Below are 21,880 nucleotides of genomic sequence, written 5' to 3' on the forward strand. Positions count from 1 at the left end.
AGTCAAAAACGCCGGGTACTGAGCAACTCATCCAGCACCCTGGCTGCGACGCGGAATGGCATCGACATGTGATCCTCGCCCGGCTCGACCTGAAAATCACTGCGCAGCCCGTACTGCGAGAGCTGCTCGAGCCTCAGTTGCAGCGAGCGCGCATCCTGGATCTCTTGTGGCATCTCGCGCTCGCCCATCAGCAAGCTCAGGCTGCTATGGGTCAGGTCGATCTGCCCGGCCTGGGCGCGCTGGGTGAAGGTGCGCTCGTGCGCCATCAGGTAGCGATCGCGCCACCACAGGCTGGGGCTCACCGCCACCACGTGCTGGAACAGCTGCGGCCGGGTGAACAGGGTGTACACGCCGAACATCCCGCCAAACGAATGCCCGACCAGGCTACGTTGATCCTGGTCGACCTTGAAGCGTGCGTTGACCTTGGGCATCAGGCGCTGTTCGATGAAGTCGAGAAACAGATCCTGGCCGCCCTGGGGCGGCACGTTGCGCTCAGGCGGTTGCGGTGGCGACAGGTCGAAGGCGCGGCGCTCGAAGTCCAGCGGCGTGTCGCTGGGGTAGCCAATGGCGACCAGGATCGCGCCGCGCAACCTGTCCTGCGCGCGTTTGGCGGCGTGGAAGGCGGGGAAGTAGGCATTGCCGTCCAACAGGTAGATCACCGGATACCCCCCCGTCCAGGGCACATCGCCCTCGGGCAGGCTGATCATGATGCGGTACTCGCGGCCTTCGGCGCTTGTCATCGTCCACTGCTCGCTGCCGTCCAGGCTGACCGGATCTGCCTGGGCCAGCGACAGGCTGGCCAACAGCAATGTACCTATGAATAGAAACAGTCTGGCAAACATGCGTGTGCTCCTTACCAGCGATAGCTGAGGCTGGTGACCAGGCTGCGCGCTTCACCGCGGTAGCAGTAGCCCTGCTGGCAATTGATGTAGCGCTTGTCGAACAGGTTGCGCGCGTTGAACGCCAGGCGTACGCCGTCCAGGCCGCCGCCGAAGTCGTAGTGCACACCAGCATCGACCAGGGTGTAGCCTTCGTTCTTCACGGTGTTCTGCGCATCGCCATAGTTGCTGCCGGTGTAACGCGCACCGCCCCCCACGCCAAAGCCCAGCGGCAGGCGGTAGTCGAGCCACAGCGAGGCCAGGTGACGTGGCACGTTCAGCGGTTCTTTGCCCTCGTTGCCGTCGGTGCTCTTGGTCACTTCAGCGTCGTTGAAGCTGTAGCTGGCGGTCATCTTCAAGCGCTCGGTGAGGTCGGACACCGCCTCCAGCTCAAGACCACGCGAGACTTGCTCGCCGGTGGCGATGCTGCGGGTGGGGTCGGACAGGTCGCGGTTGAGCACGTTCTGCTGGGTCAGGTGATAGAGCGAGGCGGTGAGCATCGTCGCGCTGCCCGGTGGTTGATACTTCACGCCCACTTCGTACTGCTCGCCCTCGGTCGCCTTGTACGGGCTGCCATCGGGCTGGCTGCTGCTTTGCGGCAAGAACGAGGTGGCGTAGCTGGCGTAGGGCGCCACGCCGTTGTCGAACAGATAGAGCACGCCGAGCGAGCCGGTGGTGGCCGAGTCGTTGTCGTTGCGGTTGGCGCTGTTGTCGGCGACCAGGTTGTTGCTGCGGCGCACGTTGACCCAGTCGCGGCGCAGGCCGGCCGAGAGGCGCCAGCGATCGATTTCGATCTGGTCTTGCAGGTACAGGCCGCTGCGGTGCTCCAGGCCATCCTCGTCGGCCAGCGCATCGCTCGGGCGCGCCACCGGTTGGTGATAGTTGGGAGCGAAGCGGTCAATCGACGGCGCCGGCCCCATGGCATAGAACAGCTTGGTGTCGACCAGGGCGTAATCCCAGCCGCTGACCAGGGTGTGCCGCCAGTCGCCGGTGGCGAAGTGGCTGACCAGGCGGGTGTCGGTCGACAACGAGCTCAGCTGTTCGTAGACCCCCACCGCGTAGCGGTCGAGCACCGTGCCGCGCTCCTGGTACGGCTGCAGGTACTGGTTGGTGGTATCGACCTGGCCGTAGCGCAGGTTCTGCTGGAAGGTGAAAGTATCGTTGAAGACATGCTCGAACTCGTAGCCCAGGGTCCACTGGCGCTGTTCGAGTTTGTCGAAGTACTCATCGCCCTGCCAGAAGTTGGTCAGGTGATCGCCTTGCTGGTAGAGCATCGGCGAGGCGGCGGTTTCCCGCTCTTGGTATTGCGCCAGCACGGTGAGCCGGGTGTCGGGGTCGATCTGCCAGGTCAGCGAGGGCGCGATCAGGCGTACGTCGTTGTTCAGCTGCTCGATGTAGTTTTCCGCGTCGCGATAGACACCCACCACGCGAAACAGCAGGTCACCTTGCTCATCCAGGCGCCCGCCGATATCGAACTGACCCTGTTGGTGGTTGTAGTTGCCCGACTGGATTTGCACTTCGTTCTTGGCCAGCAGGCTCGGGCGCTTGCTCACCCGGTTGACCATGCCGCCTGGGCTGATCTGGCCGTAGAGCACCGATGAGGGGCCCTTGAGCACTTCGATGCGCTCAAGGTTGTAGGCCTCGGTCTGGTACAGCGACAGCCAGCCACTGCCCGGTTGGCGCAGGCCGTCGAGGAAGTCGGCGGCGATGGTGGTCTCAAAGCCGCGCACGCTGATCATGTCAAAGCGCGGGTCCAACCCAGAGCTGCCGACCCGCACGCCAGCGGTATAGGCCACGGCGTCTTCGACCCGGTCGACCTTGCGGTCGGCAATCTGCTCGGCAGTTACCACGCTGATGCTTTGCGCGGTTTCCAGGATCGGGCGGTCGGTCTTGGTGGCGCTGCTGGCATTGCTGGCGAAGTAGCCTTCGACTGGGGCAAAGGCGCTCTGCGTGCCTTTAGCGTCGATAGTGGTCGGCTCCAGTTGCACCCCCAAATCGCTCGGCGCGGGCAGCACCACGTAGCCAGCGGCGGTCTTGTGCGCGGCCAGGCCGCTGCCGCTGAGCAGATGGTTCAGGCCATCCTCCAACGAGCCGCCACCCGCCAGGCCTGGGCTGTTCAACCCACGGACAGCCTCTGGGGAAAACGACAAGGTGATGCCCGCACGCTCGGCAAAGCTGCTCAGGGCTTGATCCAGCGGCCCGGCAGCAATGCTCGGGGCGCTCTGCGCTTGGGCCAGGGCGGAACCTGCGAACAGGCTCAGCGCCAGGCAGATGGCACGTGGCAGGGTGCGGCTGGGGAAGGGCGCTAGGGGTTTGGGGGAGCGGCGGGCGGGCAACATGAAAAGGGTCCGTTCAGGAAGTGATCATCCCTAACCGGATGAGGCGCAAAAGTCCGACAGGTTTTTTTAAGCCTGGACAACCCGTACCCACCAGCGGCTGCGCTCGACGATGCGCACCGGCAACAGGTGGGTGATGTTGCGCAGCATCAGCGCCGGTTCATCCAGGCGGAACACCCCGGACAAGCGCAGATCCGCCACCGCCGCATCGCAGCCTAACCAGCCGTGACGGTAGCGGCTGGCTTCGGCGAGCAAATCGCCCAGGCGGATATCGCTGACCATCAGCAAGCCACGGCTCCAGGCGAACGGGTCGAGTGGCCCTGGCGCCAAGGCACGCATGCCCTGGGCGTCGATGGCCAGGCCGGTGCCGGCTTGTACGCTTCGCATGCCGCTGCTGGCGCGCACCCGCACTTCACCGCGTTCGACGTGCAGTTCGCTGTAGCCTTGCTGTTCGCGCAGTACCGCCCGTGCCTGCTTGCCGTCACACAGTGCATAGCGGCAATGGGCGCGCCAATCGGCGCCGTCGAGCAAGACTTCGCCGGCCCGCAACGTCAGCGCATGGCCGTGCACATCGACTGCGCTGTTGGTGTTGAGCATCACCTGCAGGTCACTGGCCAGTGCCAGCTGACGGCGCTCGCCGGTGGCCGTGGCGAAATCGCTACGCCAGCCAGGGGGTGCCTTGCTCACCAGCAGGGTGCTGGCGCCCAGCGCCGCGCCGACGCCGAGCAGCTTGAGCATGCGTCGTCGGCCCAGGTCAGTCTCGGCGCGGCGTAGCAGTGCGTTGGTCTGGGCGGCATCGGGTAATTGGCTGGCATTGAAATGCCCGCTCAACTGACGCATGCGCTGCCAGGCCAGTTCATGACGGCCGTCGCGCAGGCGCCAGGCCTGGAGCTGGGCGAGCAGCTCGTGGCTGTCGGGATGCTCGCGCAGGCGCATTTGCCATTCGATGGCCTTGCACACAATGGCTTCGGGTATGCGCTCGGCGCTGGCGCTCATGGCGCCTCCTCGAAACACACCCGATAACAATGCAGCAAGGCAGTGGCGACGTGACGCTCGGCAGTGCGGCTGGAGATGGCCAGTTGTTCAGCGACCTGGGCGTGGCTCAGGCCGCCCAGTTGATAGAGCAAGAAGGCTTCGCGCACTGCAGGCTTGAGCCCGTCGAGCATCTGCGCGATGCGTTCCAGGCACAGCAGCGCCTCGTGGCGTACTTCAGGCGAGGGGTAGTGGGCCTCTGGCACCAGGGCCAGCGCTTGCAGGTAGGCGCGCTCCAGCGCATCGCGGCGCCAGTGGTCGATCACCAGGCCGCGGGCGATGCGCGCCAGCAGTGCTTTCGGCGCACGGTCGCTGATCGGCTGGTTGCGCACCAGCAGGCGCACGAAGGTGTCCTGGGCCAGGTCCGCCGCTTGCTGCGAGCAGCCCAGTGAACGGCGCAGCCAGCCGTCTAGCCACCCGCGGTGGGTGCCGTACAAGACCTCGAGCGGGATGATTGAATCCGTTTCAGGCAGCGACATGGAACGCCCCGGGGCAGACAATAGAAGAGGGAATCACGAAAGCGCGCACCATAAACGCGAATCGTTCCCAGTTCAACTGTTTTTACAGGGCAGGGGAGGCAACGTGGGAGCCGGGTCAGCTCCCACTGGAGGAGGGGTCAATCAGACGCTGACAGCTTTACCTTCACTGCGGCTCTGTTCGAGCAGCAGGCTCAACTGCGCAACCTGGCGCTGCAATTGGTCACGCTCTTCCTTCAGACGGCGCAGTTCATCACGACGTACGGAGACATAAAGGGTCTGGACGGGAGTAGCTGGCATCAAGGTACCCATTGCACACCTCGCAATTGGCTAGTGACATTTGTAAGCGTAGACGCTCGCGCGGCGCGCATTCTGAATTCTTTCTGCGGCCTTGGGAACTTTTTTGTTTATCGTTGTCACGCCGTTCGTCGCTGAACCCTCGGGCGAAGTGCTGGACTAATCTGAAAACCTGAACCGCCTTGTCATCCATTTCTTAGGGGAGCGTCAGCACATGCAACTGGGAATCGTCGGGCTGGGCCGCATGGGCGGCAATATCGCAAGACGGCTGATGCGTGCAGGGCATCGTACCGTGGTCCATGACCGCAACCGCGAAGCGGTCACTACCTTGGAAGCCGAGGGCGCCCAAGGTGCGCATGACCTCGGCGCGCTGATCCAGAAACTCAAGGCGCCGCGCGCGGTATGGGTGATGCTGCCGGCCGGCGAGCCCACCGAGCAGACCATCGCCCAATTGGCTGAGTTGCTTGAGCCGGGCGATGCGATCATCGACGGCGGCAATACCTTCTACAAGGACGATATGCGCCGCGCTGCCGAGCTGGCCAAGCGTGGCCTGCATTACCTGGACGTTGGCACCTCCGGTGGCGTCTGGGGCCTGGAGCGCGGTTATTGCATGATGATTGGCGGCGAGCAAGCGGTGTTCGAGCGCCTTGAACCGCTGTTCAAAACCCTCGCTCCAGGGGTCGGCGATATCCCGCGTACCCAAGGCCGCAGCGGTGAGCATGAGCGCGCCGAGCATGGCTATATCCACGCAGGCCCTCCCGGTGCCGGGCACTACGTGAAGATGATCCACAACGGCATCGAATACGGCCTGATGCAGGCCTATGCCGAAGGTTTCGACCTGCTGCGCAGCAAGGGCGGCCATGAGTTGCCCGAAGCCCAGCGCTTTGACTTGAACGTGGCCGAGATCGCCGAAGTGTGGCGCCGTGGCAGCGTGGTCACCTCTTGGCTGCTGGACCTGACTGCCGATGCCCTGGTCGCTGACCCTGCGTTGTCTGAGTTCAGCGGTTCGGTGTCCGACAGCGGGGAAGGGCGCTGGACCATCGATGCTGCGGTCGAGCAGGCGGTGCCGGTGCCGGTGCTGTCCAGTGCACTGTTCGCGCGTTTCCGCTCGCGTCAGCAACAGGGCACCTTCGGCGATAAAGTGCTCTCGGCCATGCGCCTGGGCTTTGGTGGCCACGTCGAGAAGAAACGCGGATGAGCCAACAGAAGATCCCCGCCGCGCCGCCCTGCACGTTGTTCTTGTTTGGCGCCAATGGCGACTTGGTCAAGCGCCTGCTGACGCCGGCGCTGTACAACCTGAGCCGCGATGGTCTGCTCGATCGCAACCTGCGCATCGTCGGGGTCGATCACAACGCCGCCACCGCCACGCAGTTCGCCGAGCGCTTGCATAGTTTCATGGTCGAGCGCGACAAGGGCGAAGGGGCCGCCACGTGCCTGGATGACAAGGTCTGGGCTCGCCTGGCCAAGCGCATGGACTACCAGACGGGCGATTTTCTCGACCCAGCTACCTACCACGCGCTGGCCAAACGCATCGACAAGACAAGCCACGGCAACGCGATTTTCTACCTTGCCACCTCGCCACGTTTCTTCCCGGAAGTGGCCCAGCGCTTGGGCGCTGCCGGCCTGCTCGACGAATCGGCGGGTGGCTTTCGCCGGGTGGTGGTGGAAAAGCCGTTTGGCACCGACCTGGCCAGCGCCGAGGCGCTTAACGCCTGCCTGCTGAAAGTGATGAGCGAGCGGCAGATCTACCGCATCGACCATTACCTGGGCAAAGAGACGGTGCAGAACATCCTCGTCAGCCGTTTCTCCAACGGCCTGTTCGAGTCGTTCTGGAACAACCACTACATCGACCATGTGCAGATTACTGCCGCCGAAACCGTCGGCGTCGAGACCCGCGGCGCCTTCTACGACAACACCGGGGCGTTGCGCGACATGGTGCCCAACCACTTGTTCCAGCTGCTGGCGATGGTCGCCATGGAGCCGCCGGCGGCGTTCGGCGCAGATGCCGTGCGCGGCGAGAAGGCCAAGGTGATCGGCGCCATCCGCCCGTGGTCGCAGAAAATGGCCCTGAAAAACTCCGTGCGCGGCCAGTACAGCGCCGGCAAGCAAGGCCGCAAGCGGGTGCCGGGCTATCGCCAAGAGGCGAACGTCAGCAAGGACAGCCAGACCGAAACCTACGTTGCCCTCAAGGTGATGATCGACAACTGGCGCTGGGCCGGTGTGCCGTTCTATTTGCGTACCGGCAAGCGCATGAGCGTGCGCGACACCGAAATCGCCATCTGCTTCAAGCCCGCGCCGTATGCGCAGTTTCGGGAGTCGGAACTGGAGCGGCCCAAGCCCAACTACTTGAAGATCCAGATTCAGCCCAACGAAGGGATGTGGTTCGACTTGCAGGCCAAGCGCCCGGGGCCTGAGTTGGTGATGGAGAATGTCGAGTTGGGTTTTGCCTACAAAGACTTCTTCAAGATGACTCCGGCCACTGGTTACGAGACTTTGATCTACGACTGCCTGACCGGCGATCAGACCTTGTTCCAGCGCGCGGACAATATCGAGAACGGCTGGCGTGCGGTGCAGCCGTTTTTGGATGCCTGGGCCAGCGAAAGCGAAGTGCACCCGTACCCTGCAGGTGAAAATGGCCCTGATGCCGGCAACGAGCTGCTCAGCCGCGACAAGCGTGAGTGGCATACCCTGGGCTGATGGCTGGGCATCGGTGTCGCCCTCTTCGCGGGCAAGCCCGCTCCCACAGGGATAGCGCTGCTTTCAGGATCGGCGCCGTACCTGTGCGGGCTTGCCCGCGAAGAGGGCGGAACGTTCATTGCCCTACTGGCAGACCAAGCCGCCCAGGCACGACGCCGTCATCCAGTCAGCGCGCCCCCTGTGGGAGCGGGCTTGCCCGCGAAGAGGCCGGAACTTTCACCACCCTACTGGCAGACCAACCTAGAGACCTCGAACAACCCAGGTCAAGCATCAAGACCCGCAAGGAGCCCCCATGCCAGCACCGATCGAAGACTACGCCCTGCTGGGCAACTGCCGCAGCGCCGCGCTCGTCAGCCGCGATGGCTCGCTGGACTGGCTGTGCCTGCCGCGCTTCGACGCCCCTGCGGTGTTCGCCGCGCTGCTGGGCAACGAAGAAAACGGCCGCTGGCGCCTGGCTCCCTGCGATCCGGTCGAGCACTCCAGCCGTCGCTACCTGGGCGATACTCTGGTGCTGGAAACCACCTACAGCACCGCCAGCGGTCGCGCCCGGGTGCTCGATTTCATGCCGTTGGACGAAAGCAACGCGCTGATCCGCATCGTCGAAGGCCTCGCCGGCGAAATCAATTTCGAAATGGACCTGGTCCTGCGTTTCGATTACGGCCGCAGTGTGCCCTGGGTAGAAAAACTCGACCCGCTGACCTTGAGCGCCGTCGCCGGCCCCAACCGACTGATCCTGTGCAGCACCGTCACCACCCACGCCCGCGACCACCACACCGTCGCCCGCTTGCGCGTGTGCGCCGGCGAACGGCACAGCTTCAGCCTGCGCCACCAGCCTTCGCACCTGCCGGTGCAGCCCGGATGCGACATCGACAACGCTCTTGAACACACCCTCACCGGATGGCAAACATTCGCTGACCGTTGCCCGGACATCGGCCCCCACACCGCTCAGGTGCGCCGCTCCCTGCTGACCCTCAAGGCCATGACCTACGCGCCTACTGGCGGCATCGTCGCTGCCGTGACCACCTCGCTACCCGAGCGCATCGCTGGCGAGCGCAATTGGGACTATCGCTACTGCTGGCTACGCGACGCCACCATGACCTTGCTCGCTTTCATGAACCTGGGCTACTTCGACGAAGCCCAGGCCTGGCGCGAATGGTTGCTGCGCTCGGTAGCCGGCAACCCCGAGCAGATGCAGATCATGTATGGCCTGGCCGGGGAGCGCGATCTGCAGGAATACACCCTGCCGTGGCTGCCCGGCTACGAGCACTCCCAGCCGGTGCGCGTGGGCAATGCGGCGTCACAGCAGCGCCAGTTGGATATCTACGGCGAAGTGGCCGACGCCATGACCCAGGCGATCAAAGGCGGCTTGCCGCGCCATCCACGCAGCGCCGCGATTGCCCGCCTGATCCTGCCGTACGTGGAGCGTATCTGGCGCGAGCCCGATGAAGGCATCTGGGAAGTGCGCGGCGGGCCGCAGCATTTCGTGCACTCCAAGGTCATGGCCTGGGTGGCATTCGATCGTGCTGCGGGGCTGGCCGACACTACCGAGGAGGACCGCGAACGCGGCCGGCATTATCGCCAGGTGGCCGATGAGATCCATCGCGACGTCTGCGCGCGCGGGCTGGATGGCAAGGGTGAGTTCTTCGTGCAGGCGTACGGCTCCAGCGAGCTGGATGCCAGTCTGCTGCAAATCGCCCTGACCGGTTTTTTACCGGCGGACGACCCCCGCTTTCTGCGCACGCTTGAGCAGATCGAAAAACGCCTGCTGAGAAACGAGCTGTTGCTGCGCTACGACAGCGACAGCTGCAGCGATGGACTGACCCCAGGGGAGGGCACCTTCCTGGTCTGTTCGTTCTGGCTGGCCGATGTCTATGTATTGCTTGGCCGCCAGGAGCAGGCCCAGGCGCTGTATGAGCGTTTGCTTGGCCTGTGCAATGACGTGGGGTTACTGGCCGAGCAATACGATCCGGCCGGCAAGCGCATGCTGGGCAATTTCCCCCAGGCATTCAGCCATATCGGCATCATCAATACCGCGCTGAATTTGCACCGGGCGCAGTGTCCGGTGCGCGATCGGGCTCGCTGTGGTTGAGCTGCGGGGAGAGGCCACGAGGTGGGGCGCGGTCACTGATGATTGGCGGCCCCAACCGCAGCACTGTCAGTCGCTACCGTTCTTGCAACCAACCCCGCAAGCGCCAGGCGCAGGCCGGGCAAATCGCTGAAACGCCGCTCACGCGTGACGCTACCGCCCTGCATTTCCAGCCACTGAACACTGTCGCGGTCACCGGCGTAGCGTTCGGCGACCTGGCCGTCGCGGTCCAGCAGGATGCGGTAGTTCGCCGAGCGCATGTTTGGCACCAGCACAGCCTGGACCAGGCTCGGCAGCTTTTCGATATCCGCCACGAAGACCACGCCGCGTTGTTCCAGATAACCTTTCGGGGTGTGTTCCACCGCACTGTTTACCAGGCGCGCGCTGGACATGCTGCGGGCAATCATCAGTACACGGGTCTGCCCATCGAGGGTGTAGGGCTGGTCGAACTGGTCAGAGAGCGTCCAGGCATCGCGCACAGGCAAGGCCTGTTCGGCCAGCAGTGGGGGACAGCTCAGGCTGAGGATCAACAATAGCCAGGTCCGCATCGGGCAATGCTCGCGAGTAAGTGTGCTCCTTACCCTAGTCGTGCGCATACGCTAAAGCCAGCCGGCGCATGCTAAGTTACCCCGACCTCTCCCTCACCCGAGATGAGGCCCGAACCGGCGGTGGCAAACTCAGCCGACCCCACATGGCCCATAAAGGGAGTTTACCGATGCCATTCCCAGCCCATGAACACACCGCCCTGTTAGCGCTCAAGGGCGTCGGGCCGACCGTCATCGCACGCCTTGAACAAATGGGCATCGACTCGCTGGCGCTACTCAGTCAGGCGAATGTAGGCGACATCCTCGCTCAGGCTTCTGCCGCAGTGGGCTCGACCTGTTGGAAAAACAGCCCGCAAGCGCGGGCGGCGATTACTGCGGCGGTCGAGTTTGCCAAGAGTGCCCAGTCAAGCACAGCCGCCGTCCGCTAGGCAGCGCTGGTACCTGAGATAGTCGTGCGTGCCGGTGCCCGTGCAGATGAACCCCGCCTGCTCATACAGGTACCTGGCGGGGTTATCGGGGCGCACGCTCAAGGCCAGCTGGGTGAACCCCAGGCTCAGTGCATCAGCGCTGTACCTGTCCAGTAGCGCCCGCCCCACGCCGTTTCGCCGGTAGCGCTGCGAGACATGGATAGTGCACAGCTCAGCCGCGCCTTGCTCGGCAGTCCATAGCGCGTAACCGGCGAACTGCTCATCGATGAGCGCGACCGTCAGTCGCTCGAAGTTATCCACCCAGCGCCGTAGATGCCTTTCCAGTTGCAGGCGCCAGGCCGCCTCGTGGGCCGGCTCCCAGCGTTGGATGTAGGCCTGTTCGCCTTGATAGATCGACGGCAGGTCGGTCACCTGCGCGGGTCGTAGTCGAAGGGTCATCCTTGTGCCCTGTAGCTGATGAGCGGAGGTGGGGCGCGACGAGACAGAACGCTCAAGACTTCCCGTCAAGAAACCCGGATAATGCCCGCCATCGTTTTGCTCGAATTATGGTAATCCTGCATGGAAATCAAGGTAAATTTTCTCGATAACCTTCGACTTGAAGCCAAGTTCGATGATTTCACGGTGGTGGCCGATCAACCTATCCGCTACAAGGGCGATGGCTCGGCACCGGGTCCGTTCGACTACTTCCTGGCTTCGTCGGCGCTGTGCGCGGCTTACTTTGTAAAGCTGTACTGCCAGACGCGCAATATCCCTACGGAAAATATTCGCCTTTCGCAGAACAACATCGTCGACCCAGAAAATCGCTACAACCAGATCTTCAAGATCCAGGTCGAGCTGCCGGCCGATATCTCGGAAAAAGACCGCCAGGGCATCCTGCGCTCGATCGATCGCTGCACGGTGAAAAAGGTCGTGCAGACCGGGCCTGAGTTCATCATCGAAGAGGTGGACAACCTCGACGCCGATGCCCAGGCGCTGCTGATGCTCGACAGCGACGCCCAGGCCCGCACCTATATTGCCGGCAAGGACCTGCCACTGGAGCATACCATCGCCAACATGTCGGCGATTCTCGCTGACCTTGGCATGAAGATCGAAATTGCCTCGTGGCGCAATATCGTGCCTAACGTCTGGTCGCTGCACATTCGTGATGCGCACTCGCCGATGTGCTTCACCAACGGCAAGGGGGCGACCAAGGAAGGCGCGTTGGCCTCGGCCCTGGGCGAATTCATCGAGCGGCTGAACTGCAACTTCTTCTACAACGATCAGTTCTGGGGCGAAGACATCGCCAATGCAGACTTCGTGCACTACCCCAACGAGCGTTGGTTCAAGCCGGGTCCGAAGGACGCGCTGCCGACGGAAATTCTCGATGAGTACTGCCTTGAGATCTACAACCCCGACGGCGAGCTGCGTGGCTCACACCTGTACGACACCAACTCGGGAAACAAGGAGCGCGGCATCTGCTCGCTGCCGTTCGTGCGCCAGTCGGACGGTGAGGTGGTGTACTTCCCCTCCAACCTGATCGAAAACCTGTACCTGAGCAACGGCATGAGCGCCGGCAATACCCTGGCCGAAGCGCAGGTGCAGTGCCTGTCGGAAATCTTCGAGCGCGCGGTCAAGCGCGAGATCCTCGAAGGCGAGCTGGCGCTGCCGGATGTGCCGCAGCAGGTGCTGGCCAAGTACCCTGGCATTCTCGCCGGGATCCAGGGCCTGGAAGAGCAAGGCTTCCCGGTGTTGGTCAAGGACGCTTCGCTGGGCGGTGAATTCCCGGTCATGTGCGTGACCTTGATGAACCCGCGTACCGGCGGTGTGTTCGCCTCGTTTGGCGCGCACCCAAGCTTTGAAGTGGCGCTTGAGCGCAGCCTCACCGAACTGCTCCAGGGCCGTAGCTTCGAAGGCCTCAACGACCTGCCGCAACCGACCTTCGAAAGCCACGCGCTGACTGAGCCGAACAACTTCGTCGAGCACTTCATCGACTCCAGCGGCGTGGTGTCGTGGCGCTTCTTCAGTGCCAAGGCCGACTTCGAGTTCGTCGAGTGGGATTTCTCCGGCCAGGGCGAGCAGTCCAATGCCGATGAAGCGGCGACCTTGTTCGGCATCCTCGAAGGCATGGGCAAGCAAGTGTACATGGCGGTCTACGACAGCCTTGGCGCCAATGCTTGCCGGATCCTGGTGCCGGACTACTCGGAAATCTACCCGGTGGAAGACCTGATCTGGGACAACACCAACAAGGCCTTGCTGTTCCGCGCCGACATCCTCAACCTGCACCGTCTCGATGACCGCAGCCTGAGGGCGCTGGTCAAGCGTCTGGACAACTGCGAGGTGGACGAGTACACCGCCATCAGCACCTTGATCGGCATCGAGTTCGACGACAACACCGTGTGGGGTCAGTTGACGATCCTGGAGTTGAAACTGTTGATCAGCCTGGCCTTGAAGCGCTTTGAAGTGGCCAAGGAGCTGGTGGAGACCTTCTTGCAGTTCAACGACAACACCCTGGAGCGCGGTCTGTTCTATCAGGCGCTGAACGTGGTGCTCGAAGTGCAGTTGGACGATGAGCTGGAGCTGGCCGACTACGAGGTCAACTTCCGTCGCATGTTCGGCAACCCACGGATGGATGCGGTGCTCGGCTCGGTCGACGGCAGCGTGCGCTTCTATGGCTTGACCCCGACCAGCATGAAGCTGGAAGGGCTCGACCGACATTTGCGCCTGGTCGACAGCTACAAGAAGCTGCACAGCGCTCGGGCCAAGGCGGCGCTGTCCTGATAACGGCGTAAACAACAAAAGCACCCGAGGGTGCTTTTGTTGTTTTTTGCAGCTTAGAACGTCCCGCGCTAGAAGAAGCTGCGCTGGGCCTTGAAGGTGAGCATGCCATCGCAGTAGCTGTTGATACCTGTATAAGCTGCGCAGCCGCCCCCACTGAGGTCGGAGTTGCTGTAGATCAGGTTCAGGTCCAGGCCCAGCCACGAGCGCGACAGCTTCAGCGACCAATCGTTGAAGCTGTCGACCTGGCGGCCATCGCCGATGGTGTAGGGCGTGCCGAGGCGGTGATGGGCCAGCTTCACGGTCACCCCGACATCCAACAGCGGCAGTTGGCCCAGATCGGCGAACAGGGTACCAATGCGGTTGTCGGGGTTGTCATTGAGTGCGCCGCCCAACTTGCTGCCCAACAGTGACAGGCCGCCGTACATCGCGTAGCGGTCACGGCCTGATATCTCGGGGTAGCTGTAATGGATCAGCCCTACCTCGTAGCCCAGGCTGTTGTCGAAGTGGTGCTTGTAGCCCAGGTAGTTATCCAGTTGCAGGGTGGAAGTGGGGGTCAGGCCCATGCTCGGCGCGTACTGGCCGAAGTACCAGCCGCTGGGGTGGGTGAAATCCAGGCCGCCGTGGAACGAGCCGATCGCGCTGGGAGAGATCAGCCCTTGGGCCATGCTGCGCGAAGCGCTGGTGCCCAGTTTGAAATCGAACTCGCCTAGCTGGCGCTGGATGATCTGCGCCTGCAGCGGCGGGCTGAGGAGCAGGGCTGCGCTGAGCAGCAATAGCGGCTTGGTCATCGTTACCGTTCTGGAAAGCCCGGATTTGAGAGGTCGAGGATACCTGTGCCCGCCGGCATGGGGAACCCTTGAGCGAGCCTGCTGGTTTTCCCTCTGGGCGATCTGCGGCCTGAGCGTGGGTATATTCGATCAGTCACTAAGCATGTACCCAACTCATCTTATGTCCCGGGCACAGGCCATTGCCGTTAACCGGGGATAGGGTTTAGCTAATCGCTGGCCGGGCGCAATCGGCTCGGCCTGAACACTCCAAGACAACAATGGCGCGCTGACCGCCTCAAGCAAGACGGCCGCGCGGAAAAATCAGGTGCACGCCATGAGCACACCCCTGGATTTGCAAGCATTGAAGGCCCGCCAGCAGGCAGCGTGGGCCAGTGGAGATTACGCGGTCATCGGTACCACGTTGCAGTTGGTCGGCGAGCGGTTGGCCGAAGCCTGCGACCTGCGCTGGGACGAGCAGGTGCTGGATGTCGCCGCCGGCAACGGTAATGCCACCCTGGCGGCTGCACGGCGCGGTTGCCGAGTCACTTCCACCGACTATGTACCCGAGCTGCTCAAACGAGGTGAAGAGCGCGCCCGCGCAGAACACCTGGATGTCGTGTTTCAAACCGCCGATGTTGAGGCTCTGCCGTTCGACAGTGGCGCGTTCGATGCCGTCATTTCGACCTTCGGTGTGATGTTCGCCCCCGATCAGGCGCAGGCGGCCAAAGAGCTTGCCCGTGTTTGCCGCTCGGGCGGCAGGATTGGCCTGGCCAATTGGACCCCACAAGGTTTTATCGGCCAGATGTTCAAGACCCTGGGCCGGCACGTGCCACCGCCTGCCGGTGCGCAACCGCCATCGCGCTGGGGCGATGAAGAGCAGTTGCACCAGCTGTTCGGCGATGCCATCGGCTCAATCAAGGTGAGCCGCCAGCATTTTAATTTTCGCTACCGTTCGCCGGCGCATTTCATCGATGTGTTTCGCACCTGGTACGGCCCGGTGCACAAGACCTTTGCGTCGCTGGATAGCGCCGCGGCGGGTGCACTGGAAAGCGATTTGACCCAGCTGCTCAATGAGCACAATGGCGCAGGCGAAGCGTCGTTGGTGGTGCCCAGTGAATATCTGCAAGTGGTGATCAGCCGCCGCTGAAGGTGAAGCCAGCGCCAGGCGGCGCCTGGGCTGGCGTTATCTGGTGATAGTGACAGGTGTGGGGGACACTCTGGCCTCTTCGCGCCGAACCGCCGCGAAGAGGCCAGAACCCACAACACAAAAATAGAAAATCAATCGTTGGCTTGGGCTTTGGCTTAACTGGGGTTAGTTGCCTGCGCCTTGCGCAAAACTGTTAGCCTTGACAGGTTTCAGTCGCATTGGACAGGCCATGGCCAACCACAAGATCGAAATCCGTCGACGTAACGTCGAGAAGATTCTGCAAGCTGCCGAGAAAGTGTTTGCCGAAAAGGGCTTCGGCGCCACTTCGATGGGCGATATCGCCGAGCAGGCCGAACTGCCGCGCTCCAATCTGCATTACTACTTCAGCACCAAGGACGACCTGTATCGAGCGGTACTGCAGGATCTGCTGGATGTGTGGAAGCAGGACGCCCTGTGCTTCGAGCGCTTCGACGACCCGCGGGTGGTGTTGACCAGTTATATCCGGGCCAAGATGAGCCACTCGCGCTCGCGCTCGCTGGGCTCGAAGATCTGGGCCGAGGAGATGTTGCACGGCGCGCCGCTGCTGGGCGCGAGCCTGGATGACAGCCTGGTGCCCTGGGCGCAGCTCAAGCAAGCGAAGATTCGTCGCTGGGTCGAGGAGGGGCGGATCTTGCCGGTCGAGCCTTCGGCGCTTTTGTACATGATCTGGGCCTCGACCCAGCACTACGCCGACTTTGGTTATCAGGTCGAGCTGCTCAATGGCGGCGAGCCGCTGTCGGACATGGCTTTTGAAAGGGCGGTGCAGACGGTGACCGGCGTTATCCTGCGCGGTATTGGCTTGGAGCCGTGAGCTCATCGCCCGTATAGCCGTATAGGCAGGTTATTGATTTGCCTATACGGCTGGACGACGCTTTATCTGATGCTCTTGGCGAGTTCTATATATTTTTCCATCGCCATCTCCTTGGACATTCCTTTCAAGTCTCCCCAACCTCCTTGTTTTATTTCGATATCGCCCTGTTTTTTGTAATGTCCCAAGTCTACGTTGCCTACCTTGCTCTGGGCATAATCGCCATAGATCGCTTGCTTGTAATGCATCCAGAGTTGGTGTCGTACTGGAGTCGGAACTTGCGGTTCAGGAGGTAGAGCAGAGATGCGATTTACTTCGTCATTAAATTGGCGCTCGAGAGTCATTTTGGTGCTCCTGTAGACAGTGGTTAACGCAGTGCTCAGAGCAGCACTGTTTGGCTTTTTGCACTTGCTTACCGCAGAGCATTAGGTCACTTGGCGAGTTGACGCATTGGCTCTCTACCTACATTGGTTTTGCTGGTTGTGTATGTCTACTGGCAAAAATGTCAGGTGTATGTGCTGAAAGCAGTAAGATTCCAGGTTTCATGCCGATGTCAGGAAGCAATGGATGAATGAAGCACTGATTGAACGAGCTGAACGCAGTATCCATGACGTGCACCAACTGATTCATACGGTGTTTACCCGACCTGCGGCAGAGACCCGCGAGGTGCTTGAGCAACTGATGGCGGTGTTTGCCGATGACTTCAGCATGGTCACCACGGCTGGGGCGCTGGTGGACCGTATCCAGGTGGGGCAGATGTTCGATCGCGTTGCGGGCACCCGAGTGGGGTTGGAAATGCTGGTCAGCGATGTGCAGGTGGTGTGGCAGGCGGGGAGTGGCGTTGCCTTGAGGTACAAGGAGACGCATCGTTTGCCCGGGGTTGAGCAGGTGCGGTATTCGTTGGTGATCGTGCGGTGCAGCGCACAATCGATTGTTTGGCAGTGTTTGCATGAGACGGCGTTGGGGTGAAGTACTGGGGCCGCCTTGCGGCCCATCGCAGGCAAGTCAGCTCCTACTGGATTCTGCTCGGTCCCTGTAGGAGCTGGATTATCGGGGCGCCGAACCGCTGCGATGGGCTGCGCAGCAGCCCCGACTATCGCCGAACAAACCGCAACCTAACTGGCCTCACGATACGGATTGCGCGGATCCTGGGTCCAATTCAGATAAGGCTTGCCGGTATCCTGCGCCACCATCTCGATGCAGTCCTCGACTGGGCAGGTGATCTGGCACAGGTTGCAGCCCACGCATTCCTCCTCGATAACGCGGTATTCATGGGTGCCATCGGCCTTCAGTGTACTGCTTATCGCCTGGTGCGAGGTATCTTCGCAGGCGATGTGGCAACGCCCGCAGCCAATGCACGCTTGCTGGTCAATCTGGGCAATCACCTGGTAGTTGATGTCCAGGTACTTCCAGTCCGTGGTATGTCCAACCGCCTGGCCACGGAACGCTTCCAGGTTGCGATGGCCATGCTGGTCCATCCAGCGCGCCAGCCCGTCCTTCATGTCCTCGACAATCCGAAAGCCATGCAGCATTGCCGCCGTGCATACCTGCACCGCACCGCTGCCCAGCGCGATGAACTCGGCGGCATCCCGCCAGTTACCGATGCCGCCGATGCCGCAGATCGGCAGCCCGCGAGTCTCAGGGTCGCGGGCAATCTCGGCGACCATGTTCAAGGCAATCGGCTTGACCGCCGAGCCGCAATAACCGCCATGGGTGCTCTGATCGCCAACGATTGGATGCGCAACCATGCGCTCGAGATCGACGCTGGTGATCGAGTTGATGGTGTTGATCAGCGACACCGCATCGGCGCCACCGCGATGCGCAGCGCGGGCCGACTGACGAATGTCGGTGATGTTCGGGGTGAGCTTGACGATCACCGGCAGCGAGCAGTAGGTCTTGCACCAGCGGGTGACCATCTCGACATACTCTGGCACCTGGCCGACGGCGGCGCCCATGCCGCGCTCAGGCATGCCGTGTGGGCAGCCGAAATTCAGCTCGATACCATCAGCGCCGGTGGCCTCTACCAGCGGCAGGATGAACTTCCACGACTGCTCCTCGCACGGCACCATCAGCGACACGATCAGCGCGCGGTCGGGCCAGTCCTTCTTGACCTGGGTGATCTCGCGCAGGTTGATCTCCAGCGAGCGGTCGGTAATCAGCTCGATGTTGTTGATGCCCTGCACCGAACGGTTGGCGCCAAAGTGCGCCGAGTAGCGCGACGACACGTTGACCGCTGCTGGGTCTTCGCCGAGGGTTTTCCAGACCACGCCACCCCAGCCGGCCTCGAACGCGCGGACCACGTTGTAAGCCTTGTCGGTTGGCGGTGCGGAGGCCAGCCAGAACGGGTTGGGTGCCTTGATACCGGCGAATTCGATAGATAAGTCGGCCATTTACGCAGCCTCCACATTGAGCATGAGTTGGGCATGGATGGCTTCGGCGGCCAGCTTGCCGTGTTGCACGGCCTGGACGGTGAGGTCCTGACCTAGCGCGGTACAGTCGCCGCCGGCATAGATGCCGGGCAGGTTGGTGCGCAGGTTATGGTCGACCTGAATGCGTTCGCCGTCGCGGGCCAGTTGCGCGGCCAAAGGGTCGCTGAGGCAGGCATCGTCGAAGCGTTGGCCGATGGCCTTGAAGATGGCGTCGGCGGCCAGTTCAAAGGTTTCGCCGGTATCGCGCAGGCGGCCTTCGACCAGCTCGGTGCGGGCAAAGCGCATGCCGCGCACGCGATTGTGCTGATCGAGCAACACCGCATCCGGGCGTGCCCAGGTGTGCAGGCGTACCTGGTTGGCCTTGGCGATGTCCTGTTCATGACCGGTGGCGCCCATGTCAGCATGGCCACGGCGGTACACCAGGTTGACGTCGCGGGCGCCCAGGCGGCTCATCTGCACGGCCATGTCGATGGCGGTGTTGCCCGCGCCGATCACCAGGCAGCGGTCGGCCAACGGCAACTGGCTCAGGTCATCGGTCTGGCGCAGTTCGCGAATGTAGTCGGTGGCGGCGAGCAGGCCGGGCGCTTCTTCGTCCGCCAGGCCGAGTTGGCGTACAGCGTTCAGGCCCAGGCCGAGGAATACCGAGTCGTACTGCTGGTGCAGCTCGCTCAAGCTCAGGTTGCCGCCCAGGCGCTGGCCGTGGCGGATCTCGATGCCGCCGATGCCAAGCAAAAATTGCACTTCTTGCTGGGCGTAGTCATCCACCAGTTTGTAGCGGGCGATGCCGTACTCGTTGAGGCCGCCGGACTTCTCGCGGGCCTCGAAGATCACCACGTCGTGGCCATGCATCGCCAGGCGATGAGCGCAGGACAACCCGGCCGGGCCGGCGCCGACCACTGCGATACGCTTGCCCGTGGCCGGCGCGCGCTTGAATGGGTGCTCGCTGAAACCGGCGTTGTCCAGCGCGTAGCGCTGCAGCTGGCCGATCAGCACAGGCGCGCATTCCTGGGCGTTGTTGCGCACGCAGGCTTGCTGGCAGAGGATTTCGGTCGGGCAGACCCGGGCGCAGCTGCCACCGAGGATGTTCGCCGACAGAATCCGTTCGGCGGCGCCTTGCAGGTTGTCGTCACTGATGCGGTGGATGAACGAGGGGATGTCGATCTCGCTGGGGCAGGCGTTAACGCACGGCGCATCGAAGCAGTACAGGCATCGAGCGCTTTCCAGCGCAGCCTGGCGGGCGCTGAGGGGGGGAGCGAGATCGCCGAAGTTATTGGCCAGTTGGTCGGCGCCGGCGCGGGGGCGCGGCAGGTGCTTCAGGGCATCGATCACGGTTGTAGCCTCTCTCTTTTTTATGGATCCAGGCGGCGGTCACCCGCCTGTCCGTTTCGGGGATGGCAGTCAACGGGTACATCATTCTTGTTCTTGCTCGCCCAGCGCAGGCTATCGCCAGCCTGCGATGGGCTGCCTAGCAGGCCCTTGCTTCAACGCTGAACGGGTGTCGGCCGCTGATGCTCGGCGCGTCGGCTGAGCACCTCATACACCGAGGGGTAGGCCGGGCGCTCCACGTAACGACCGGCGCCAGGTTCCGCGCGCAGGTCGCCATCGGCCCAGAGCACCCGGCCCTGGCTGATGGTGTGGCTGGGGATGCCGCGAACCGTGCGGCCTTCGAAGATGTTGAAATCGACCTGCTGGTGGTGGGTCTTGGCCGAGATCGTGCGGCTGCCCTGTGGGTCCCACAGCACCAGGTCGGCATCGGCGCCGACGCGGATGGCGCCCTTGCGCGGGAACAGGTTGAAGATCTTCGCCGTGTTGGTGGAGGTCAGCGCGACGAACTCGTGCATCGACAAGCGCCCGCTGTTGACCCCGGCGTCCCACAGCACAGCCATGCGATCCTCGATGCCGGCAGTGCCGTTGGGGATGCGGCTGAAGTCGTTGCGCCCGGCGGCTTTCTGCTCGGCGCAGAAGCAGCAGTGGTCGGTGGCGGTGGTGTGCAGGTTGCCCGATTGCAGCCCGCGCCACAGCGCCTCTTGATGCTCGCGTGGGCGGAACGGCGGGCTCATCACAAAGCCTGCGGCGGTGGCCCAGTCCGGGTCGCGGTAGACGCTGTCGTCGATCAACAGGTGGCCGGGCAGGACTTCGCCGTACACCGGCTGGCCCTTGGCCCGGGCATAGGCGATTTCATCCAGCGCCTCGCGGGTCGACACATGCACCAGATACAGCGGCGTGCCCAGGGTTTCGGCGATGCGGATGGCGCGGCTGGCGGCTTCGCCTTCGACCTGCGCAGGGCGCGACAGCGGATGCGCCTCGGGGCCGGTCATGCCCTGGGCGAGCAACTTCTGCTGCAGGTGGTAGACCAGCTCGCCGTTCTCGGCATGCACGGTAGGCACTGCGCCCAGTTGCAAGCAGCGCTCGAAACTGGCCACCAGAGTGTCGTCGGCGGCCATGATCGCGTTCTTGTAAGCCATGAAGTGCTTGAAGCTGTTGACCCCATGGTGCGCGACCAGCTCGCCCATCTCTTCGGCGACCTGCTCACTCCACCAGGTGATGGCGACGTGAAAGCCATAGTCGCTAGCGGATTTTTCCGCCCAGCCGCGCCAGGTGTGGAAGGCTTCCAGCAATGACTGCTGGGGGTTGGGGATGACGAAGTCGATGATCGAGGTGGTGCCGCCGGCAAGCCCTGCGGCAGTGCCACTGAAGAAGTCTTCACTGGCCACCGTGCCCATGAACGGCAATTGCATGTGGGTGTGCGGGTCGATGCCACCGGGCATCAGGTATTGACCGCTGCCATCGAGGGTTTCGCAGCCGGCGGGGGGATCGAGGTCTTCGCCAATGGCGCGGATCAGGCCATCAACACACAGGACATCAGCGGGGTAGCTTTCTTCGTGAGTAACCACGGTGGCGCCACGGATCAACAGGGACATTGCCGTCTTCCTCGCAGGCTGACCGGTCTTGGGCCGGTTCTTGAAATTATTTTTCTGGCAGTGACTGGAGGATAGTTTTAATCCTGTCAGGCCTGACAAGAATGAAATCTAGATGGGGATCTACTATTGTTCAAGAAATATTTTTATAAGCATATTCAGTTTATAAGTTATTGAAAAATAACGAATTAAAACAAAAATCACCAAAATGGTGAGCCTCCTCACCATTTTGACGCACTT

The 21,880-nt window shown here is 62.5% G+C and carries 20 protein-coding genes; 8 read left to right on the plus strand and 12 right to left on the minus strand.

The genetic code is table 11. From position 1 onward, the window contains the following. Positions 1-2 precede the first annotated feature (2 nt). The 5 genes from ACI2JX_RS03295 to ACI2JX_RS03315 all read right to left on the minus strand — a co-directional run bounded on the left by ACI2JX_RS03295 (position 3) and on the right by ACI2JX_RS03315 (position 5,034). Complete coding sequence (locus tag ACI2JX_RS03295; RefSeq protein ID WP_392463591.1) at positions 3-842, minus strand: alpha/beta hydrolase; 840 nt, start codon at positions 840-842, stop codon at positions 3-5. A gap of 11 nt (positions 843-853) precedes the next feature. Further along, positions 854-3,217 carry a TonB-dependent siderophore receptor gene (locus ACI2JX_RS03300; RefSeq protein ID WP_368973393.1) on the minus strand — a complete coding sequence of 788 codons (2,364 nt, stop codon included), beginning with the start codon at positions 3,215-3,217 and terminating at the stop codon, positions 854-856. Positions 3,218-3,283: 66 nt separating this feature from the next. After that, a complete protein-coding gene (locus tag ACI2JX_RS03305) occupies positions 3,284-4,210 on the minus strand; it encodes a DUF4880 domain-containing protein (protein WP_264233136.1) in 927 nt (308 codons plus the stop codon). After that, positions 4,207-4,725, minus strand: a complete 519-nt coding sequence (locus ACI2JX_RS03310) for a sigma-70 family RNA polymerase sigma factor (RefSeq protein ID WP_368973395.1) — start codon at positions 4,723-4,725, stop codon at positions 4,207-4,209. The genes ACI2JX_RS03305 and ACI2JX_RS03310 overlap by 4 nt, the downstream gene beginning before the upstream one ends. Before the next feature lie 141 nt (positions 4,726-4,866). Beyond that, positions 4,867-5,034 (minus strand): DUF6026 family protein, encoded by a 168-nt coding sequence (locus tag ACI2JX_RS03315; RefSeq protein ID WP_225915609.1) that lies wholly within the window; start codon positions 5,032-5,034, stop codon positions 4,867-4,869. Between the two features lie 199 nt (positions 5,035-5,233). Here ACI2JX_RS03315 and gnd point away from each other — a divergent pair, with 199 nt between their 5' ends. From gnd to ACI2JX_RS03330, 3 genes are all read left to right on the plus strand, one after another. Then, a complete protein-coding gene (gene gnd / locus ACI2JX_RS03320; RefSeq protein ID WP_404689365.1) occupies positions 5,234-6,217 on the plus strand; it encodes a phosphogluconate dehydrogenase (NAD(+)-dependent, decarboxylating) in 984 nt (327 codons plus the stop codon). Next, on the plus strand, positions 6,214-7,716 hold the full coding sequence (gene zwf / locus ACI2JX_RS03325; protein WP_404689366.1) for a glucose-6-phosphate dehydrogenase: 1,503 nt from the start codon (positions 6,214-6,216) through the stop codon (positions 7,714-7,716). The genes gnd and zwf overlap by 4 nt, the downstream gene beginning before the upstream one ends. A gap of 292 nt (positions 7,717-8,008) precedes the next feature. Beyond that, positions 8,009-9,805: a glycoside hydrolase family 15 protein gene (locus ACI2JX_RS03330; protein WP_264233141.1), complete on the plus strand. Its 1,797-nt coding sequence runs from the start codon at positions 8,009-8,011 to the stop codon at positions 9,803-9,805. Between the two features lie 32 nt (positions 9,806-9,837). Here ACI2JX_RS03330 and ACI2JX_RS03335 read toward each other — a convergent pair whose 3' ends face one another. Further along, positions 9,838-10,350, minus strand: coding sequence for a hypothetical protein (locus ACI2JX_RS03335; RefSeq protein WP_404689367.1), 513 nt, complete (start codon positions 10,348-10,350; stop codon positions 9,838-9,840). Positions 10,351-10,517: 167 nt separating this feature from the next. Here ACI2JX_RS03335 and ACI2JX_RS03340 point away from each other — a divergent pair, with 167 nt between their 5' ends. Continuing rightward, positions 10,518-10,775, plus strand: coding sequence for a helix-hairpin-helix domain-containing protein (locus ACI2JX_RS03340; RefSeq protein WP_368971623.1), 258 nt, complete (start codon positions 10,518-10,520; stop codon positions 10,773-10,775). On the opposite strand, the gene ACI2JX_RS03345 is transcribed toward ACI2JX_RS03340, so the two are convergent. Further along, on the minus strand, positions 10,752-11,213 hold the full coding sequence (locus tag ACI2JX_RS03345) for a GNAT family N-acetyltransferase (RefSeq protein WP_404689368.1): 462 nt from the start codon (positions 11,211-11,213) through the stop codon (positions 10,752-10,754). The two genes, ACI2JX_RS03340 and ACI2JX_RS03345, sit on opposite strands and share 24 nt — an antisense overlap. A 120-nt stretch (positions 11,214-11,333) precedes the next feature. Between ACI2JX_RS03345 and ACI2JX_RS03350 the strand changes: the two genes are divergently transcribed. Next, positions 11,334-13,532, plus strand: a complete 2,199-nt coding sequence (locus ACI2JX_RS03350) for an OsmC domain/YcaO domain-containing protein (protein WP_404689369.1) — start codon at positions 11,334-11,336, stop codon at positions 13,530-13,532. A gap of 68 nt (positions 13,533-13,600) precedes the next feature. On the opposite strand, the gene ACI2JX_RS03355 is transcribed toward ACI2JX_RS03350, so the two are convergent. After that, positions 13,601-14,320, minus strand: coding sequence for a TorF family putative porin (locus ACI2JX_RS03355; protein ID WP_404689370.1), 720 nt, complete (start codon positions 14,318-14,320; stop codon positions 13,601-13,603). Between the two features lie 313 nt (positions 14,321-14,633). Here ACI2JX_RS03355 and ACI2JX_RS03360 point away from each other — a divergent pair, with 313 nt between their 5' ends. Together ACI2JX_RS03360 and ACI2JX_RS03365 are read left to right on the plus strand one after the other, a co-directional pair. After that, positions 14,634-15,446, plus strand: coding sequence for a class I SAM-dependent methyltransferase (locus ACI2JX_RS03360; RefSeq protein WP_404689371.1), 813 nt, complete (start codon positions 14,634-14,636; stop codon positions 15,444-15,446). 229 nt (positions 15,447-15,675) lie between these two features. Then, positions 15,676-16,296: a TetR/AcrR family transcriptional regulator gene (locus tag ACI2JX_RS03365; protein WP_186557228.1), complete on the plus strand. Its 621-nt coding sequence runs from the start codon at positions 15,676-15,678 to the stop codon at positions 16,294-16,296. Positions 16,297-16,358: 62 nt separating this feature from the next. Here the strand turns inward: ACI2JX_RS03365 and ACI2JX_RS03370 are convergent, their stop codons facing one another. Continuing rightward, entirely contained in the window at positions 16,359-16,637 is a 279-nt protein-coding gene (locus ACI2JX_RS03370) for an acyl-CoA-binding protein (RefSeq protein WP_404689372.1), read from the minus strand. A 223-nt stretch (positions 16,638-16,860) separates the two neighbouring features. On the opposite strand from ACI2JX_RS03370, the gene ACI2JX_RS03375 reads away from it, so the two are divergent. Beyond that, positions 16,861-17,262, plus strand: a complete 402-nt coding sequence (locus tag ACI2JX_RS03375) for a DUF4440 domain-containing protein (protein WP_404689373.1) — start codon at positions 16,861-16,863, stop codon at positions 17,260-17,262. A 146-nt stretch (positions 17,263-17,408) separates the two neighbouring features. Here the strand turns inward: ACI2JX_RS03375 and preA are convergent, their stop codons facing one another. From preA to hydA, 3 genes are all read right to left on the minus strand, one after another. Continuing rightward, positions 17,409-18,683 carry an NAD-dependent dihydropyrimidine dehydrogenase subunit PreA gene (gene preA / locus ACI2JX_RS03380; protein WP_368971629.1) on the minus strand — a complete coding sequence of 425 codons (1,275 nt, stop codon included), beginning with the start codon at positions 18,681-18,683 and terminating at the stop codon, positions 17,409-17,411. After that, positions 18,684-20,051, minus strand: coding sequence for an NAD(P)-dependent oxidoreductase (locus ACI2JX_RS03385; RefSeq protein WP_404689374.1), 1,368 nt, complete (start codon positions 20,049-20,051; stop codon positions 18,684-18,686). A 152-nt stretch (positions 20,052-20,203) separates the two neighbouring features. Beyond that, on the minus strand, positions 20,204-21,643 hold the full coding sequence (hydA, locus tag ACI2JX_RS03390) for a dihydropyrimidinase (protein WP_264233153.1): 1,440 nt from the start codon (positions 21,641-21,643) through the stop codon (positions 20,204-20,206). Between the last annotated feature and the right edge of the window lie 237 nt (positions 21,644-21,880).

It is taken from the genome of Pseudomonas sp. NPDC088890, from assembly GCF_044900155.1.
Taxonomy (GTDB): Bacteria; Pseudomonadota; Gammaproteobacteria; order Pseudomonadales; family Pseudomonadaceae; genus Aquipseudomonas; species Aquipseudomonas urmiensis.

Bases quoted from the DNA above. Each gene is read 5' to 3' on its own strand.
- ACI2JX_RS03340 (WP_368971623.1), top strand. From the start codon at position 10,518: ATGCCATTCCCAGCCCATGAACACACCGCCCTGTTAGCGCTCAAGGGC.
- ACI2JX_RS03295 (WP_392463591.1), bottom strand. From the start codon at position 842: ATGTTTGCCAGACTGTTTCTATTCATAGGTACATTGCTGTTGGCCAGC.
- ACI2JX_RS03305 (WP_264233136.1), bottom strand. From the start codon at position 4,210: ATGAGCGCCAGCGCCGAGCGCATACCCGAAGCCATTGTGTGCAAGGCC.
- ACI2JX_RS03310 (WP_368973395.1), bottom strand. From the start codon at position 4,725: ATGTCGCTGCCTGAAACGGATTCAATCATCCCGCTCGAGGTCTTGTAC.
- ACI2JX_RS03315 (WP_225915609.1), bottom strand. From the start codon at position 5,034: ATGGGTACCTTGATGCCAGCTACTCCCGTCCAGACCCTTTATGTCTCC.
- ACI2JX_RS03350 (WP_404689369.1), top strand. From the start codon at position 11,334: ATGGAAATCAAGGTAAATTTTCTCGATAACCTTCGACTTGAAGCCAAG.
- hydA (WP_264233153.1), bottom strand. From the start codon at position 21,643: ATGTCCCTGTTGATCCGTGGCGCCACCGTGGTTACTCACGAAGAAAGC.
- ACI2JX_RS03375 (WP_404689373.1), top strand. From the start codon at position 16,861: ATGAATGAAGCACTGATTGAACGAGCTGAACGCAGTATCCATGACGTG.
- ACI2JX_RS03365 (WP_186557228.1), top strand. From the start codon at position 15,676: ATGGCCAACCACAAGATCGAAATCCGTCGACGTAACGTCGAGAAGATT.
- ACI2JX_RS03300 (WP_368973393.1), bottom strand. From the start codon at position 3,217: ATGTTGCCCGCCCGCCGCTCCCCCAAACCCCTAGCGCCCTTCCCCAGC.
- gnd (WP_404689365.1), top strand. From the start codon at position 5,234: ATGCAACTGGGAATCGTCGGGCTGGGCCGCATGGGCGGCAATATCGCA.
- ACI2JX_RS03355 (WP_404689370.1), bottom strand. From the start codon at position 14,320: ATGACCAAGCCGCTATTGCTGCTCAGCGCAGCCCTGCTCCTCAGCCCG.
- ACI2JX_RS03370 (WP_404689372.1), bottom strand. From the start codon at position 16,637: ATGACTCTCGAGCGCCAATTTAATGACGAAGTAAATCGCATCTCTGCT.
- ACI2JX_RS03345 (WP_404689368.1), bottom strand. From the start codon at position 11,213: ATGACCCTTCGACTACGACCCGCGCAGGTGACCGACCTGCCGTCGATC.
- zwf (WP_404689366.1), top strand. From the start codon at position 6,214: ATGAGCCAACAGAAGATCCCCGCCGCGCCGCCCTGCACGTTGTTCTTG.
- ACI2JX_RS03360 (WP_404689371.1), top strand. From the start codon at position 14,634: ATGAGCACACCCCTGGATTTGCAAGCATTGAAGGCCCGCCAGCAGGCA.
- preA (WP_368971629.1), bottom strand. From the start codon at position 18,683: ATGGCCGACTTATCTATCGAATTCGCCGGTATCAAGGCACCCAACCCG.
- ACI2JX_RS03335 (WP_404689367.1), bottom strand. From the start codon at position 10,350: ATGCGGACCTGGCTATTGTTGATCCTCAGCCTGAGCTGTCCCCCACTG.
- ACI2JX_RS03330 (WP_264233141.1), top strand. From the start codon at position 8,009: ATGCCAGCACCGATCGAAGACTACGCCCTGCTGGGCAACTGCCGCAGC.